General features: G+C 68.8%; 14 protein-coding genes. 13 read left to right on the top strand and 1 reads right to left on the bottom strand.

Annotation, left to right across the window (positions count from 1 at the left end; all coding sequences use genetic code 11):
* Positions 1 to 3 precede the first annotated feature (3 nt).
* From murC to Q7J39_RS06070, 3 genes are read left to right on the top strand one after another with little or no spacing between them, the layout of a single operon-like run.
* Complete coding sequence (gene murC / locus Q7J39_RS06080; RefSeq protein ID WP_304821469.1) at positions 4 to 1419, top strand: UDP-N-acetylmuramate--L-alanine ligase; 1416 nt, start codon at positions 4 to 6, stop codon at positions 1417 to 1419.
* Entirely contained in the window at positions 1416 to 2321 is a 906-nt protein-coding gene (gene murB / locus Q7J39_RS06075; RefSeq protein ID WP_304821467.1) for a UDP-N-acetylmuramate dehydrogenase, read from the top strand. Before murC ends, murB begins: the two co-directional genes overlap by 4 nt.
* Positions 2291 to 2863 carry a histidine phosphatase family protein gene (locus tag Q7J39_RS06070; RefSeq protein WP_304821465.1) on the top strand — a complete coding sequence of 191 codons (573 nt, stop codon included), beginning with the start codon at positions 2291 to 2293 and terminating at the stop codon, positions 2861 to 2863. The genes murB and Q7J39_RS06070 overlap by 31 nt, the downstream gene beginning before the upstream one ends.
* Before the next feature lie 178 nt (positions 2864 to 3041).
* On the opposite strand, the gene Q7J39_RS06065 is transcribed toward Q7J39_RS06070, so the two are convergent.
* Positions 3042 to 4007 carry an alpha/beta fold hydrolase gene (locus tag Q7J39_RS06065; protein ID WP_304821463.1) on the bottom strand — a complete coding sequence of 322 codons (966 nt, stop codon included), beginning with the start codon at positions 4005 to 4007 and terminating at the stop codon, positions 3042 to 3044.
* Between the two features lie 928 nt (positions 4008 to 4935).
* Here Q7J39_RS06065 and Q7J39_RS06060 point away from each other — a divergent pair.
* From Q7J39_RS06060 to Q7J39_RS06015, 10 genes are all read left to right on the top strand, one after another.
* Positions 4936 to 5898 carry a phytanoyl-CoA dioxygenase family protein gene (locus Q7J39_RS06060; RefSeq protein ID WP_304821461.1) on the top strand — a complete coding sequence of 321 codons (963 nt, stop codon included), beginning with the start codon at positions 4936 to 4938 and terminating at the stop codon, positions 5896 to 5898.
* The gene (locus tag Q7J39_RS06055) at positions 5895 to 6854 is read left to right on the top strand and encodes an aldo/keto reductase (RefSeq protein ID WP_304821459.1); all 960 of its coding nucleotides are present in this window, start codon (positions 5895 to 5897) and stop codon (positions 6852 to 6854) included. Before Q7J39_RS06060 ends, Q7J39_RS06055 begins: the two co-directional genes overlap by 4 nt.
* Positions 6851 to 7639 (top strand): alpha/beta fold hydrolase, encoded by a 789-nt coding sequence (locus Q7J39_RS06050; protein ID WP_304821457.1) that lies wholly within the window; start codon positions 6851 to 6853, stop codon positions 7637 to 7639. Before Q7J39_RS06055 ends, Q7J39_RS06050 begins: the two co-directional genes overlap by 4 nt.
* Before the next feature lie 198 nt (positions 7640 to 7837).
* Complete coding sequence (locus tag Q7J39_RS06045) at positions 7838 to 9217, top strand: M20/M25/M40 family metallo-hydrolase (protein ID WP_304821455.1); 1380 nt, start codon at positions 7838 to 7840, stop codon at positions 9215 to 9217.
* Positions 9214 to 10179, top strand: coding sequence for a D-alanine--D-alanine ligase (locus Q7J39_RS06040; RefSeq protein ID WP_304821453.1), 966 nt, complete (start codon positions 9214 to 9216; stop codon positions 10177 to 10179). Before Q7J39_RS06045 ends, Q7J39_RS06040 begins: the two co-directional genes overlap by 4 nt.
* Before the next feature lie 130 nt (positions 10180 to 10309).
* Positions 10310 to 11038: a cell division protein FtsQ/DivIB gene (locus tag Q7J39_RS06035; protein WP_370689998.1), complete on the top strand. Its 729-nt coding sequence runs from the start codon at positions 10310 to 10312 to the stop codon at positions 11036 to 11038.
* Between the two features lie 134 nt (positions 11039 to 11172).
* Entirely contained in the window at positions 11173 to 12384 is a 1212-nt protein-coding gene (gene ftsA, locus Q7J39_RS06030) for a cell division protein FtsA (protein WP_370690001.1), read from the top strand.
* A gap of 383 nt (positions 12385 to 12767) precedes the next feature.
* Entirely contained in the window at positions 12768 to 14372 is a 1605-nt protein-coding gene (gene ftsZ / locus Q7J39_RS06025) for a cell division protein FtsZ (RefSeq protein ID WP_304821449.1), read from the top strand.
* 246 nt (positions 14373 to 14618) lie between these two features.
* Positions 14619 to 15512 (top strand): UDP-3-O-acyl-N-acetylglucosamine deacetylase, encoded by an 894-nt coding sequence (lpxC, locus tag Q7J39_RS06020; RefSeq protein WP_304821447.1) that lies wholly within the window; start codon positions 14619 to 14621, stop codon positions 15510 to 15512.
* Positions 15513 to 15671: 159 nt separating this feature from the next.
* Positions 15672 to 16577 carry an outer membrane protein assembly factor BamD gene (locus Q7J39_RS06015; RefSeq protein ID WP_304821445.1) on the top strand — a complete coding sequence of 302 codons (906 nt, stop codon included), beginning with the start codon at positions 15672 to 15674 and terminating at the stop codon, positions 16575 to 16577.

Genomic DNA, 16577 nt, shown 5'->3' with positions numbered 1-16577 from the left:
CCGATGAATCGCCGTCCCGTCCCGTTCCCCGTCGGCCCCGTGCACTTCATCGGCATCGGCGGGATCGGCATGAGCGGCATCGCCGAGATCATGCGGCGCATCGGCTACAGCGTGCAGGGCTCCGACGCCAAGGCCAGCGCCAATACCGAGCGGCTGGAGAAGCTGGGGATCAAGGTGTTCATCGGCCAGGGCGCGGCCAATATCGAGGGCGCCTCGGCCATCGTCTATTCCACCGCCATCAAGGCCGATAACCCCGAGATGCTCGCCGCCCGCGCCCGGCGCCTGCCCCTGGTGCATCGCGGCGAGATGCTCGCCGAGCTGACCCGTCTTCAGTTCTCCGTCGCCGTCGGCGGCACCCACGGCAAGACCACCACCACCTCCCTGGTGGCCGCCCTGCTGGACGCCGGCGGCATGGACCCCACCGTGGTCAATGGCGGGATCATCAACGCCTACGGCACCAACGCCAAGGTGGGTGAGGGCGAGTGGATCGTGGTGGAGGCCGACGAGAGCGACGGCACCTTCCTGAAGCTGAAGTCCACCTGCGCCATCGTCACCAATATCGACCCCGAGCACCTGGACTATTACGGCGACTTCGACGCGGTGAAGAAGGCCTTCCAGGACTTCGTGGAGAACGTGCCCTTCTACGGCTTCGCCGCGGTCTGCACCGACCACCCCGACGTCCAGGCCATGGCCGCCAAGGTCGTCAACCGCCGCCTGATCGCCTACGGCACCAACCCCCAGGCCGAGGTCCGCGCCGAGAAGATCAGCATGGGCCCCGACGGCTCGCGCTTCGACGCCGTCATCGCGCCGCGCGACGGCGAGCCGATGCGCTGGGACGACCTGCACCTGCCGATGGCCGGCCACCACAACGTCATGAATGCGCTCGGCGCCATCGCCATCGCCCGCGAGCTGGGGGTGTCGGAGGCCGACATCCGCAAGGGCCTGACCACCTTCGGCGGGGTGGGCCGCCGGTTCACCACGGTGGGCGAGGTCGCCGGCATCCGCATCATCGATGACTACGGCCACCATCCGGTGGAGATTTCCGCGGTGCTGAAGGCGGCCCGCGCGGTCACCAACGGCCGGGTGATCGCCGTGGTGCAGCCGCACCGCTATTCGCGCCTGCACGACCTGTTCCCGGAGTTCTGCGGCTGCTTCAACGACGCCGACGTGGTGATCGTCTCCGACGTCTATACCGCCGGCGAGAGCCCCATCGCCGGCGCGGACCGCGACGGTCTGGTGGACGGCCTGCGCCGCTTCGGCCACCGCCGCGCCGTGCCCCTGGAGAGTCCGGCGGTCCTGGCCCGCCTCATCGCCGACGAAGCCCGACCCGGCGACCTGGTGGTCTGCCTCGGCGCAGGCGACATCACCAGCTGGGCCTACGCCCTGCCGGCCCAGCTTGAGGCCCTGGCCGCCAAGTGAGCTGGCGCGACACCCTCCCCAAGGTGCGCGGCAGGCTGCTGGCCGACGAGCCGCTGGCCCCCTTCACCTGGTTCCGGGTCGGCGGCCCGGCCGAGCTGCTGTTCCTGCCGCAGGACGAGGACGACCTGGCCGACTTCCTGCGCGGCCTGGACCCCGCCGTGCCGGTGACCGTGCTCGGCGTCGGCTCCAACACCCTGGTCCGCGACGGCGGGGTCGAGGGCGTGGTGATCCGCCTGGCGGGACGAAGTTTCGGTAAGATCGAACCGCGCGGCGACAACCGCATCTATGCCGGCGCCGCGGCTTTGGACGCCATGGTGGCTCGCGAGGCGGGCAAGGCCGGGATCGCGGGCCTGGAGTTCTATCGCGGCGTGCCGGGCTCCATCGGCGGCGCGGCGATGATGAACGCCGGCTGCTACGGCGCCGAGACCAAGGACGTGCTCGTCGAGGCCTATGCGGTGACGCGGGCCGGTGAGCGCAAGACCTTCTCCAACGCCGAGATGGGCTTTTCCTACCGCAAGTCTGCCAAGGCGGCGGCGGGCGGCCTGATCTTCACCGGGGCGCTGTTCGAGGGGACGCCCGACGACCCCGCCGCCGTCGAGGCCCGCATGGCCGAGATCACCGCGCGCCGCGAGACCACCCAGCCGATCCGCGAAAAGACCGGCGGCTCCACCTTCAAGAACCCCCCCGGCCACTCCTCCTGGAAGCTGGTGGACGAGGCCGGCTGGCGCGGCAAACCTTTCGGGGGCGCGATGTTCTCGCCCCTGCACGCCAACTTCCTGATCAATACGGGTGAAGCCACCGCCGCCGACCTGGAGGGGCTCGGCGAGGCGGTTCGGGCCGACGTGAAGGCCAAGACCGGGATCGAACTGGAATGGGAAATCAAACGCATCGGCCGGCCCTGATCCTGGTCAAGCACGGCCAGCCGGCCATCGTGCCCGACGTGCCGCGTTCCCTGTGGGCGTTGTCGGACGAGGGCCGCGCGGCGGCCTCCCGGCTCGCGGGCAAGCTGACCGGGTTCGACCCGCAATTCCTGTTCGCCAGTCCCGAACGCAAGGCCCACGACACGGCCGCCGCCATGGCCGAAGTCCTGGGCCTGCCGGTGCGCACCGACCTTGACCTTGCCGAGCATCGGGCCGACCACAATCCCTTCGTCTCCCAGGCTGAGATCGAGGCGCTGATCGAGCAGGCCTTGCGCGAGCCGGACCGGCTGGTCGTCGGGGAGGAGACCGGCGCAGCGGCCCGAGAACGTTTCGCCAGGGCCATGACGCGTATTGCTGCGGTGGGGCAGGGGACCAAGGTGGTGGTCGCTCACGGACGGATCATCAGCCTTTGGCTCAGCGCCCAACTCTCCCTGGACCCGGTTGCGTTCTGGCGCCGTCTTGGGTTCACCTGCGGGGCGGTGCTTTCGGAAGACGGTGCGTTGGAGATCGTTGACGCAGCCTAGACACACCCGCCGCAAATACGGGAGCGGAGCACCATTCCCCAGATTCGAGTGGGAGTTACAGTGACACTGATCGCTCAGCCCCATCGTCGGGGAATGCTTTCCGCTTGGAGCCGCGTGGCCGGAGCGAGGCGCGTTAGGGACAGTGTACTTCATACAGTGTCACCGTAACCCCGGCACTTCAGGGATTGCCGGAGCTTCGGCGTTCCGCCTTCACCACATGCTCCACGCCCGCTACCGCACGGTCGCCGTGGACCAGCCCCAGCATGGTCCTGTGGTTCGCGCCGGCGATCGCTTCGACCATGGGCGCGGCGGACCGCCGCGCCGGCGCCTGGCGCAGTTCGCCCCAGGCCGAGCCCCTGGCTGACGGCCCGGCGGTGATCACCGCAACCGGCCACTGGGGGGATAGGGAACCTGCCGCCGCGGCCTGCTCGCCCGCGGTGCGCCACATCTGCACCTCGGCGTAGGCCGTGCGGCTCTGGCGGCCGGAAACAAAGCCGCGCCGTTTCTCCGCCTTGCCCCGTGGCGGCAGGCCGATGCGGTCGCCCCACCAGTAGAGCGGCTTGGTCAGGCCAAGCGTTCCGGCGACCGATCCCAGCCGCGCGATGTCGTGCATCCGATCGGCGAACCCCCCGACCCCGGGCGCCTGCAAAAGCTCTGGCGTCACCGCGTCCAGCAGCACCAGCCCGACCACCTGATCGGGATTCTGCGCCGCGAACTGGTGCAGATACAGGCCGGCCATGGAGTGCCCCATCAGCACATAGGGTCCGGCCTCTCCCGAAGCGGCCATCAAGCCCTTAAGGTCGCCGACGATGGCGTTCCCATCGCGCGGCCGGGGACCCGCCTGCGAATACCCCATGCCGGCCCGGTCGTAGGCGCAGGAGCGGTAGCCTTTGGCGGTCAGCTTCTGCTGGATCGCCGCGAAATCCGCAGCCCCGCTGAACGCGCCGGCCTCCATCCAGACGACCGGACGTTCGGACTTGGGGCCTTCACAGACCAGCCGCAGTTCGTGCCCGCCCACGTCGACCATCCGGCCCCGCGGCGGCTTGGACCGGCTGATCACCTCGGCCGCAACCGCGATCGTGCCCCACCCGACGATTGTGATGGCCAGCAGGGAAACGGCGACACGCAAGACCTTGAGCAGCATGTGCAAAGCCTAGTTCCGACCACTGAGTCCGTCGATCTTCAATGATCGACCACCTTGCGGGAGGGGCGCCGCCAACGGCTGGCAAGGGTGAAGTTACGGTGACACTGTATGACACCGCTCAGTCCCATCGTCGGGGAATGCTTTCCGCTCGGAGCCCCGTGGCCGGAGCGAGGCGCGTTAGGGACATTGGATTTCTACAGTGTCACCGTAACCCCGAGATCGCCCCAAACCGGACTCTGGCGATGTCTGAGAAGGGTGGTTAGCTGCCCTTGTCGTGCAGCTTCAATCCGGCCTCCGGCGCGTCGACGGACGAACCATCCTCAAACTCGATAGTGTAAACATACCCTGCCGGATGCTCTGCCAAGTAAGACCCGGATCGCTCGCTCGGGGAGGAGATTCCAACGATCCAAGCCCGACTGCCCGGTCGGAGATGCGAAGGGGCATCTTCCACGGCTTCAACGATGTCGTTCCAAGTGAACGCGGGCGAAAGTTGGTTCATCCACAGAGGATGCCGGACAGGGGCAACTGCGGCAACTTCCGCAACGGGTCGTGAGCGGCCATTGAAGGGCTGACCGGAAACGGACGTTTCCGCCGCCAGCTCATAATCTCAGCTCGTCATGGCCGGGCTTGTCCCGGCCACCCATGATCTCCGAAGTTCAGCAAGGATCCCGCGCCGCACGACCTGTGTCGCGCCGGAGATCATGGGTCCCCGGGACAAGCCCGGGGATGACGAAGGGTGCATAGCCGGCCGTATTTCGGAATTCCGGTCGCCCCTGGAATTCGATGCGGATCCAGCCGTCGTCAGGCCGGGCGTCCTGCAGCCGAAGCTGCGCATTAAAACATACTATTGCCTACCGTAGCGGCGCCCGCGATGATCGCGGCCTACGAGATCGGCCCCAGGCCGGCGACCAGGGTGGAGATGTCCGAGATGAACAAGCCCATTCAGCCCGAAGCCTGGACCCATCGAGAGATGGACACCCCGGAAATCCTCGCCCTGCGCAGCTATCTCGAGGCCAACAACGGCATCCGTGGCCTGGATATCCTGGAGCCCGGCGACACCGAGCACGCGGTGAACCTGTTCCGCCGCGACGGCTTCGTGGTGATCGCCAATGTGCTGAACGACGAACAGACGGGGTTCCTGGCCGAGGGCTGCAACGCCGTGGCCCGCGAGATCCTCAGCCTCGACGGCGACCGCGCCGGCAATCGCGGCTCGCACCGCTACTCCTTCGGCGGCAGCAGCCTGACCCGCAGCCAGCTGCACCGCCCCGAGTGGCAGATGCTGCTGGAAATCCCGGCGGTGACCGAGATCGTCACCGCCATCTTCGAGAGCCCCGACTACGTGCTGCGCGCCGCCAGCGGCGACTTCTGCCTGCCGGGCGCGGTGGAGTACCAGCCGCTGCATTCCGACGTGAACGACTGGCGGCCGGGCGGGCGCACCCCCTTCAGCGCCTATCACGACCCGCGCGGCCAGGTGACGATACGCGACCTCCCTTGCCCCTATCTCTGCGTGAACTTCCTGCCCCAGGACGTCACCAAGCTGAACGGACCGACCCGCCAGATCCCCGGCACCCAGCATTCGCGCGTGCGCATCCCGCGCCTGGAGGATGAGCCGGAGTGGATGCGGCTCAGCACCGTCTGCCCGGCGCCGGCCGGCGCCATCATGGTCCGCGACGTGCGGGCCTGGCACGGCGGCACCCCCAACGTCTCCGACCACATGCGGGCGATCCCCAACCTGGAATTCTACGCCCCCTGGTTCCGCGAGCCGATCGTGCCGGGCATCAGCTACGCCGACTATCGCAAGCTGTCGGAGCAGGCTCAGAAGCTGGTCCGGCACTGTGTCGCCGACTCCAGCGAGACCCTGGTCACCGGCCCTACCCTGCGGGCGCCATGAACTATCGCCAGCTTGGCCGCTCGGCCCTGAAGGTCAGTCAGCTCTGCCTCGGCACCATGAACTTCGGCCCGCGCAGCTCGCCGGCGGAGTCCGCCGCGATCCTCAGCGCGGCGGTGGAGGCGGGGATCAACTTCATCGACACCGCCAACCAGTACGGCGGCCGCCTCGGCGTCGGGACCACCGAGACGATCCTGGGCAAGTGGCTGGCCCAGGACCGGGGCCGCCGCGACCGGATCGTGCTGGCCACCAAGGTCCATGAGCCGATGTCCGACGACATCAACGACCGGGGCCTGTCGGCGCGCCACATCCAGATGGCCTGCGACGCCAGCCTGAAGCGGCTGCAGGTCGACCACATCGATCTCTACCAGATGCACCACATCGACCGTTTGGCGCCGGCGGAGGAGATCTGGCAGGCGATGGACCGGCTGATCGCCCAGGGCAAGATCACCTATGTCGGCTCCAGCAACTTCCCCGGCTGGAAGATCGCCCAGCTCAACGAGAAGGCCGGGAGCCGCCTGGGTCTGGTCTCGGAGCAGAGCCTTTACAACCTGATCGAACGCCGCGCCGAGCTGGAGGTGCTGCCCGCCTGCCGCGAGTACGGGGTGGGGGTCATCGCCTGGAGCCCCCTGGCCGGCGGCCTGCTGGCCGGCAAGGCCGCCGCCGAGACCGGACGCCGCCAGACCGACGACATGAAACGCGCCGCCGCCGCCCGGGCCGACCAGCTCTCCCGCTTCGCCGGCCTCTGCGCCGATCTGGGGGAGACGCAGAGCGCGGTGGCGCTCGCCTGGCTGCTGCATCAGCCGGGGATGACCTCGGCGATCATCGGGCCGGGCAGCCTGGAGCAACTGACCTCGGTGCTGCACGCGCCCGATATCCAGCTGGGCGCCGAGGTGCTGGCGAAGATCGACGCCATCTTCCCGGCCGTGGGTCCGGCGCCCGAGGCCTACGCCTGGTGAGCGCCTGGGCCTCGGGTCGGGTCGAGGTCTCCGGCGGCCATCTGGCCTATCACCGGACAGGCGGGGAGGGGCCGGTGGTGGTCCTGTCCCACGGCCTGACCGACAACGGCCTGTGCTGGCGGCGGCTGGCCGAGGGCCTGGCGCCCGAGTTCGACATCATCATGCTGGACGCCCGCGGCCACGGCGACAGCTCCCCGATCCCGGCTGGCGGCCATGACCCGGCGCAGGATATCGCCCAGGCGATTCAGCAACTGGGCCTGGTCCGCCCGATCGTCATGGGCCACTCGGTCGGCGCCCGCGCCACGGCGGCCTATGCCAACGCCCATCCGGACAAGGTGTCGAAGGTCGTCCTGGAGGATCCGCCCTTCCTGCCGCTGATCGACGCCGCGGCGGCCGAACGGCGCGCCGGGAAGTTCCGCCAGCAGGTGGAGGGCTTTCGCGCGATGTCGGAGCCCGAGCTGATCGCCATGGGCAGGGCGCAGTCGCCGCTTTGGCATGACGACGATTTCCCCGCCTGGGCGGCGGCCAAGCACCAGGTCGATCCGCAGGCCATGCCGGTCTACAGCCGGCCCTGGCAGGAGACCCTCACGGCGATCACCGCGCCCACCCTGCTGGTCCACGGCGTCAGCGCGCAAGCCGGCCTGGTCAGCCCGGCGATCGCGGAGGAGGCCCGCGCGCTCAACTCCAACATCGTGACGGTGGAGATCGCGGGCGCCGGCCACAACACCCGCCGGGAGAACTTCCCCGACTATCTGGCGGCCGTCCAAGCCTTCCTGAGGTCCTGACGGGCGTGGAAGCGTGACACCCTGACGGTCACATGTCGGCCTTCGTCGGCGCGCCGTGGCGGCCCCAACCCCTTGCGCCACAACGCCTGACGGTCGCCGGACGGTGCGTAGAAGGCTGTCTCCTCCCTCCAGGCCGACCAACATGTGTTGCGGGGCGCCCGGCTTGACTCTCCGCCCCACCTGTCGCACCGCCGAGGCATGAGAACCCTGCTGATCGCGGCCGCCTCGGTCGCCCTGCTCACCGCCCTCCCGGCCCAGGCCGCCGACCTCGCCGCCACGGCCGCCAGCCTGCGCGACAAGGCCCTGGCCGACCCCACCGCCTGGGACGTCCTGGAGAGCCTGACCACCGAGGTCGGCGCCCGCCCGGTGGGCTCGCCGGCCATGGCCCGGGCCAAGGACTGGAGCGTCGAGACCTTCAAGCGCCTGGGCTTTTCCAATGTGAAGGTCGAGAGCTTCGAGACCGGCGCCTGGTCGCGGGGGCCAGAGAGCGCCTCGGTGCTGTCGCCCTGGCCGCAGCCGCTGCACATCCTGGGCCTGGGCGGCTCCTCGCCGACCCCGCCCGGCGGCCTGGAGGCCGAGATCGTGGTTTTCTCCACCTATGCCGACCTGCTGGCCCGCCCGGTGGGATCGCTCGCCGGCAAGATCGCCGTGGTCACCCAGCCGATGACCCGCACCCAGGACGGTTCCGGCTACGGCGCCGTCAACGCCCAGCGCACCTCCGGCGCGCTCGAGGCCGCCAAGCGCGGGGCCGTGGGCTATCTGGTCCGCTCGCTCTCCACCGACGACACCCGGCTGCCGCACACCGGCGGGGCCAGCCCCGCTGGCATCCCGGCCGCGGCCCTTTCCACCGTCGACGCCGAGCTGCTGGACCGCATGGCCGCCCGCGGCAAGCCGGTGAAGGTGCGGCTGGAGATGGCCTCGAGCTTCAATCCCAAGGCCCAGGCCTGGAACATATCCGGCGAGATCGTCGGCCGCGAGAAGCCCGACGAGGTGCTGGTGATCGGCGGCCACCTGGACAGCTGGGACGTCGGCACGGGCGCCGTGGACGACGCCGCCGGCGTGGCCATCGTGACCGGTGCGGCCAAGGTGATCGCGGGGCTGCCCAAGGGGCCGCGCCGGACGATCCGCGTGGTGATGTTCGGCTCCGAGGAGCAGGGCGGCAGCGGCACGGCCTATGCCGCGGCTCACAAGGACGAGATCGGCAAGATCGTGCTGGTGGGCGAGAGCGACAGCGGGGCCGGCGCCATCTGGTCGGCCGACCTGCCCAAGGGTAGCCGCGCCACCGCGGAGATGGCCGCCTTCGCCAAGGCGGTGGCGCCCCTGAAGGTCATCGTCTCGCGCACCGACAGCCGCTCGGGCGGGGCCGACGTGGGGCCAATGGTGCGCCTCGGGGCGCCGGTGGTTGATCTGCGCCAGGACGCCAGCCGCTACTTCGACCTGCACCACGCCCAGGACGACACCCTGGACAAGATTGACCCCAGGGAGCTGGCGCAGAACGTGGCGGTCTGGACAGCCTTCCTCTACACCGTCGCCGACAGCGACATCGATTTCCGCAAGCTCGCCACGGAGGCCAAGTGAGCCAACCCCTTTCCGGCCGCCATGTCGCCCTGCTGCTGGGCGGCCTGTCCTCCGAACGTGACGTCAGCCTGGTCTCGGGCCGCGAGTGCGGCGACGCCCTGGAGCGCCTCGGCGCCAAGGTCACCCGCGTGGACGCCGGCCGCGACCTGGCCCAGGTGCTCACCAAGCTGAAGCCCGACGTCTGCTTCAACGCCCTGCACGGGGAGTGGGGGGAGGACGGCTGCGTGCAAGGGGTGCTGGAGACCCTGAACCTGCCCTACACCCACTCGGGCGTGCTGGCCTCGGCCCTGGCCATGGACAAGGCCAAGTCCAAGGCGGTGCTGGCCGCCGCCGGGGTGACCGTGCCCGGCGGGGGGCTGTTCAACCGCTTCGAGGCCGCCGCCGAACATGTGATGCCGCCGCCCTATGTGGTGAAGCCCAATGCGGAGGGGTCCTCCGTCGGCGTCTTCATCGTCCTGGACGGCGCCAACCGGCCACCGCAGGACATCATCTCGCCCGAATGGACCTTCGGCGAAGAGGTGATGATCGAGCCCTATATCCGCGGCAAGGAGCTCGCCGTGGCCGTGATGGACGGCAAGGCCCTGACCGTCACCGACATTGTGCCCAAATCGGGTTTTTATGACTACGAGGCCAAGTACGGCGACGGGGGGTCGGAGCACATCCTGCCAGCCCGAATTCCGTTGAAAACCCTGGAGAAAGCCATGGAGCTGGCCGAGCGCGCCCATGCCGCGCTTGGTTGTCGCGGGGTTACCCGATCTGATCTTCGTTATGACGACATTAACGACATTCTGGTCCTTCTAGAGGTCAACACCCAACCCGGCATGACGCCGACTTCGCTCGTCCCCGAGCAAGCGGCGCTGAAGGGCGTGGACTTTGACAACCTGGTGCTTTGGATCACGGAGGACGCTTATGCCCGCGGCGCTGCGGGGGGGATCGCGAGTTTCGGCGAAACCCCGGGCTAGAAAGCCCGCTGGCTCCAAGTCTCGCTCCCAGGCCAAGGCGCCTGCGGGGTACGCCCCCGCGAAGCTGGGCGCCGCCCGCGGTGTCGGCCTCTCTCCACAACATGCCCTGATCGGGGCGGCCGGTGTGCTGGTGATCGCGCTCATCGCCACGCTGGCCACCGGCGACCGCGCCCACAAGTTATCCGAATCGATCAACAGCGGCGTGGGCGGCCAGTTCGCCCACCTCGGCTTCCGGCTGAAGGCTGTGCACGTCCAGGGCGCCTCGGCCATGGCCACCGCCGACATCCTGGCCGCCGCCGGCGTCTACAAGGATCAGCCGCTGCTGGGCCTGGACCTTGAGGCCCTGCGCCAGCGCATCGAGGCGGTGGGCTGGGTGAAGGAAGCCCGCATCGTGCGCCTGCTGCCCGACACGCTGGTCCTGGCGGTGGTCGAGCGCAAGCAACTGGCCGTCTGGCAGCACGGCGGCCAGAGCCATGTGATCGACGACCATGGCCGGATCATTCCCGAGGCCCGGTCCGACAAGTTTCCCACCCTGCCGCTGATCGTCGGCGAGGGGGCCAATGAATACGCCGCCCAGATCCTGCCGGAGGTCGCGGCCCGCCCGCGCCTGATGGAGCGGATCGAGGCCCTGGTGCGGGTGGACAACCGCCGCTGGGACCTGCGGCTGAAGGACGGCTCGCTGGTGCAATTGCCGGCGGTGGACGAAGACGGCGCCCTGATAAAACTGGAGCAGCTGGATCAGAGCCAGCGCATCCTGGAACTGGGTTTCGAGCGGATCGATCTGCGTGATCCGAGCGTGGTGGCGGTGCGGCCGCGCGACGGGGCCCTTCCCGGGCAACTCGTCGCGAACGGCGTTTAAGGAAGAGGGCAGGCGAGTTGGCGACCCGTGTTGAGGACCGCAAGGAGAGCCGCGAGGGGCTGAAGGCCGCGCTTGGCCGCCAGCCGGTGATCGCCGCGGTGGACCTTGGCGCGTCCAAGGTGAGCTGCTTCATCATGAAGCATGACGGCGTGCGCCGTTCGGACCGCACCCTGACGGCGGCCGGCGTCGGCTATGTGCAGTCGCGCGGCGTGCGCGGCGGCGCCATCGTCAACCTGGACGAGGCCTCCGACGCCATCGCCCAGGCCGTGGAGCGGGCCGAGAATGTGGCCGGCGTCCAGGTGCAGAGCGTCACGGTCGCCACGGGCGGCGGCGCGCTCACCAGCCATCGGATTTCGGGCCGCGTCACCCTCGGCGCGCGCGCCATCTCCGACCACGATCTGGTCCGCGCTATCCAGCAGGCCCTGACGCAGATCAAGCTGCCGGGCCGCCGCGCCGCCCATATCCTGCCCGTCGCCTGGGCCGTGGACAGTCAGTCGGGCATCCGGGATCCACGCGCCATGTTCGGCCGTGTGCTGGCGGTTGAACTGCTGGTGGTGTCGGTTTCCGAGGCCGTCTTCCAGACCCTGGGCGCCTGCGTGGAGCGGGCGCACCTGCAGTTCGACGGTGTTGTCGCCGCCCCCTTCGTCTCGGCCCTGGCCGCCCTGGAAGAGGACGAGATGGATCTGGGCGCCGTCTGCATCGATATGGGAGGCGGCTCAACCTCGGCGGCGGTGTTCGCGGGCGGCAGCCTGATCCACGTCGAGACCTTGCCGGTGGGCGGTAGCCACGTGACCGCCGATATCGCCCGGGGGCTTTCGACATCCATCGCCGGGGCGGAGCGGATCAAGACCCTGCACGGTTCGGCCATCGCCTCGGCCAATGAGGACCGCGAGATGATCGAGGCGCCGCCGCGCGGCGACGATCCGGGCGCGGGCCCGGTGATCGCCCCGCGTTCGCTGCTGAAGGGCATCATCGCTCCGCGCGTGGAAGAGACCCTCGAACTGCTCCGCGACCGGCTGAAGGCTTCGGGCGCCCCGGTCGAGCCGGGCGCGGGCCTGGTGCTGACCGGCGGCGCGAGCCAGCTGGCCGGAGTCCGGGAAGTGGCCGTGCGCGTCTTCGACCGCCCGGTGCGCCTGGGCCGTCCGCGCCGGGTGCCCCACCTTGCTGACGCCGCCTCCGGGCCCGCCTTCTGCGCGGCGGCCGGGGTGTTGCACCGCCACGCCTTCGGCCCCCGTGAGGCGGTCTCCGCCAAGGCGCTGGCCTCGGCCAAGCTGCGGCGCGAGCCGCTGGATCCGGGCGCCAACCCGGTCGCCAAGGCGGCCGCCTGGCTGCGCGAGAACCTCTAGCCCACCGATCCGGACGTTCATCCACAGGTTCATGCTCAAGCTGAGATAGGCTCAACTTGGGTTTTTGACCTCAGGTCGACCCTTGATCGCCTGCCGACTCACATTCGACTCAGTTGAGTCGCGATCCTGTTCTTTGAATATGATCAGCGGCTTGACGAAATTCGTGAGTCAGGGTGTCGCAGTTCGGGCCGTGGAATCTCACCTAAGCCTTACGCGCCAACAAATTTAGCTTGGTTAGCGGCTCGACGGACCTCCGACTCGCCTTATGCAGTTAACCGCCAATTAACGATGGTGGGCGTTTCCTTAACGCCATCCGTCGAGGGAGCCTGGCGGGCGGGTCGCCTTGTCTCCCAGCATGACTGACGGAGGACGTAGAGGTCCCAATGGCTATTGCACTTTCCGCGCCGCGCGCGACCGAGTTGAAGCCGCGCATCGTTGTTTTCGGCATCGGTGGGGCAGGCGGTAACGCCGTCAACAACATGATCGAAGCTGGGCTGGAGGGCGTCGAGTTCGTCGTCGCCAACACAGACGCCCAGCAGCTTTCCTTCTCCAAGACCGACCGGCGCATCCAGCTTGGGGTCCAGGTGACGCAGGGCCTCGGAGCCGGCGCCCATCCGGAAGTCGGCATGAGCGCCGCCGAAGAATCCATTCCCGAGATCGGTGAGCACCTCGACGGCGCCCACATGGTCTTCATCACCGCCGGCATGGGCGGCGGCACCGGCACCGGGGCTGCGCCGATCATCGCCAAGTGCGCCCGTGAGCGGGGTATCTTGACCGTCGGCGTGGTCACCAAGCCCTTCCACTTCGAAGGCCGCCACCGCATGCGGCTGGCGGACGCCGGCATCGCCGAGCTGCAGCGCTATGTCGACACCCTGATCGTCATTCCGAACCAGAACCTGTTCCGGGTCGCCAACGAGCGGACCACCTTCGCCGAAGCCTTCGGCATGGCCGACCAGGTCCTGCACTCCGGCGTGCGTTCCATCACCGACCTGATGGTGCTGCCGGGCCTGATCAATCTCGACTTCGCCGACGTCCGCACGGTCATGACCGAGATGGGCAAGGCGATGATGGGCACCGGCGAGGCGTCGGGTGAAGACCGTGCCCTGATGGCCGCCCAGAACGCCATCCAGAACCCGCTGCTGGACGAGGTTTCGCTCAAGGGCGCCAAGGCCGTGCTGGTGAACGTCACCGGCGGTCTCGACATGACCCTTCTGGAAGTCGACGAGGCGGCCAACGCCATCTCCGAACAGGTCGACCCCGAGGGAAACATCATCTTCGGCGCCGCCTTCGATCCGACCCTGGAAGGCATGATCCGGGTGTCCGTCGTGGCCACCGGCATGGACGGCGCCTCGATCGCCGCCATCGAGCCAAAGGTTGAACGCCGTCCGCTGACCGCGCCGCCGCTGCGGGCCACCGAACAGGCGCACCAGCCCTATACGCCGCCGCCGAGTCCCGCGCCCGAGCCGGTGCGTTCGATCTACGCCACGCCGGCCGCCCAGGCTCCGATTCCGCGCTACGAGGCCCCGGCCTACCGCGCTCCGGTCGCCGCCGCTCCGGCGCCTGCTCCCACCCCGGCCCCCAAGGCCAGCTTCGACGAGGAACAGGAAGCCCAGGGCGATCTCTACGCCGCGGGCCCGGCGCCAGCTCCGGCCCACGCGCCGGTACGTGTCGAGCCTCAGATCACCCAGGCCGCCGCGCCTGCGCCGTCCCAGCCCATGACCCGGATCGTCGATCCGTCCGTGGCCGAGGACGAGGATGAGCCGCTGTTCGCCGACACCGCCTTCGAGGACCGTCGCCCGCAACGCAGCGGTGGGTTTCTGAGCCTGTTCGGCAGCCGTCCGCGCTACGACGCCCCGGCGCCTGCGCCTGCGGCTCGACCAGCAGCTCGCGGTGGCGCCCAGCCTGCCGAGGCTCCGGCCCCGCAGGAGCAGGCCGAGGGCCAGGAAGACCTGGAAATCCCGTCCTTCCTGCGCCGGCTCGCCAACTAGGCGAACGCCAGACCTATCTTCGCGCAGGGCCGGGGTCACACCCGGCCCTGTTGCATTTGAGGGGCGCGCTTCGGGCGTCAGGCGAGTCGGCCTACGCCTTGATTCTGCTAACAAATCCTGACGTCTCGAATCGAAACATTCGGAAACAGGACGTGTCTTGCGGCGCCGCAGCATAATCGTAAAAAGGCGACTGAGGCGTATCGTGGCCACTCCCGGCCCGCGCTCCGACTCAAGAGGGCTCCGGTCTTGGCCGCATCCGCGTTTCAACACACCCTGCAAGGCCCGGCGATCTTCGCCGGCGTCGGCGTGCACACCGGCGCCCATACCCGTGTCTCGGTGAGGCCCGCGCCCGCCAATACGGGCATTGTCTTCGTTCGAACCGATGTGACCGATCGCGACAACCGCGTGCCGGTCAGCGCCGAGGCGGTGTGCAAGACCCAATTGGGCACCGTGATCACCAACGCCGCCGACGTCACCGTCGCCACCATCGAGCACCTGATGGCCGCCCTGGTCATGCTGGACATCGACAACGCCGTGGTGGAGCTCGACGGCCCCGAGATGCCGATCATGGACGGCTCGTCGCTGCCCTTCGTCGAAATCCTCGACCGCGCCGGCCGCCGGGGGCAGGACGCCCCGCGCCGCTATATCGAGATCCTGGAGACCGTGGAGGTCGTGGACGGCGACAAGCGCGCCACCCTGAGCCCCGCCGACGAATTCGAGGTCGCCTTCGAGATCGCCTTCGACTCCAAGGCCATCGGCCGCCAGCGGGTCGACCTGCCGATGAACGAGCGCGCCTTCCGCAGCGAACTGGCCAACTGCCGCACCTTCGGCTTCCTGCACGAGGTCGAGGCCCTGCGCGCCATGGGCCTGGCCCGTGGCGGCTCCATGGAGAACGCCGTCGTCATCGAGGGCGACCGCATCCTCAATCCAGAGGGCCTGCGCCGCCCGGACGAGTTCGTGCGCCACAAGGCTCTGGACGCCATCGGCGACCTCTTCGTGCTGGGCGCGCCGATTCTCGGCCGTTTCGAGGGCGTGCTGGCCGGTCACGGCATCAACAACGCCGTGGTTCGCGCCCTGGTGGCCCAGCCCAATGCCTGGCGCTATCGCAGCCTGGTGGACAATCTGGCCCAGGCGGTCTGAGCCCTTTCCGGCTCGCCTCTCTTTCGACAATCTCACGCTTTAGCTCGACCTTCGTCGGGTGGTTCCCTGCGTCCTCGCCTCCCTTCCGTTTGCGCCCCGCCGAGCGTGGTGTAGAAGCGAGGACTCGCAGCGCGGGGGCGCGCATTTGGTCTGTTTGAGGTGACGGTGTCCTTGCTTCGCAATTCTTGGGGTCGCCCGGCGCTTGTCGCCTGCATCGTCGCCCTTGCCTTGGCCGGCTGCGCCGGCAAGGCCAAGCGGCCTAAGCTCGTCTATGAGGAGCGGCCGGTTGAGCTGCTCTACGCCACCGGCGCCGACCGGCTGGACCGTGGCCTCTGGAACCAGGCCGTCGACTACTTCCAGGAGGTGGAGCGTCAGCACCCCTATTCGGAGTGGTCGCGCCGCGCGATCCTGATGACCGCCTACGCCCACTACCAGGCCAACAACTATGCCGAGGCCATCGGTGACGCCGACCGCTTCATCTCGCTGTATCCGGGCAACCCGGCGGCGACCTACGCGCACTACCTGAAGGCCATCTGCTACTTCGAGCAGATCGTCGACGTGGGCCGCGACCAGGCCGCCACCGGCCAGGCGCTGGCGAACCTGCGGGAGGTCGTGCAACGCTATCCCCGCACCGAATACGCCGCGGACGCCCGTCTGAAGATCGACATGGTCAATGACCAGTTGGCCGGTAAGGAAATGACCATCGGCCGCTGGTACCTGCGCCAGGGCGACACCATTGCGGCCCTGGGCCGCTTCCGCACGGTGATCGACCGCTATCAGACCACCAGCCACGCGCCGGAAGCCCTCTACCGCCTGGTGGAGACCTACCTGACCCTGGGCCTGACCGAAGAGGCCAAGCGCAATGGCGCGGTCCTTGGCTTCAACTATCCCGGCGATGCCTGGTACGCCGACGCCTACGGGCTTCTGACCGACAAGGGCCTGCGTCCGTCGACCGAGCCCACCGGAAAAAAGGGTGGTCTGCTGCGGCATTTGCCGTTCCAGAAGGACAAGGCCGCGACCCTCAAGCCGCCGGCGACGCCGATTGAAGAACCTAAGGCGAACTGA

Source organism: Phenylobacterium sp. (assembly GCF_030651185.1).
Lineage (GTDB): Bacteria > Pseudomonadota > Alphaproteobacteria > Caulobacterales > Caulobacteraceae > Phenylobacterium.
Note: the sequence above shows the minus strand (reverse complement) of the source record. Positions and strands in the feature narration are given on the sequence as shown.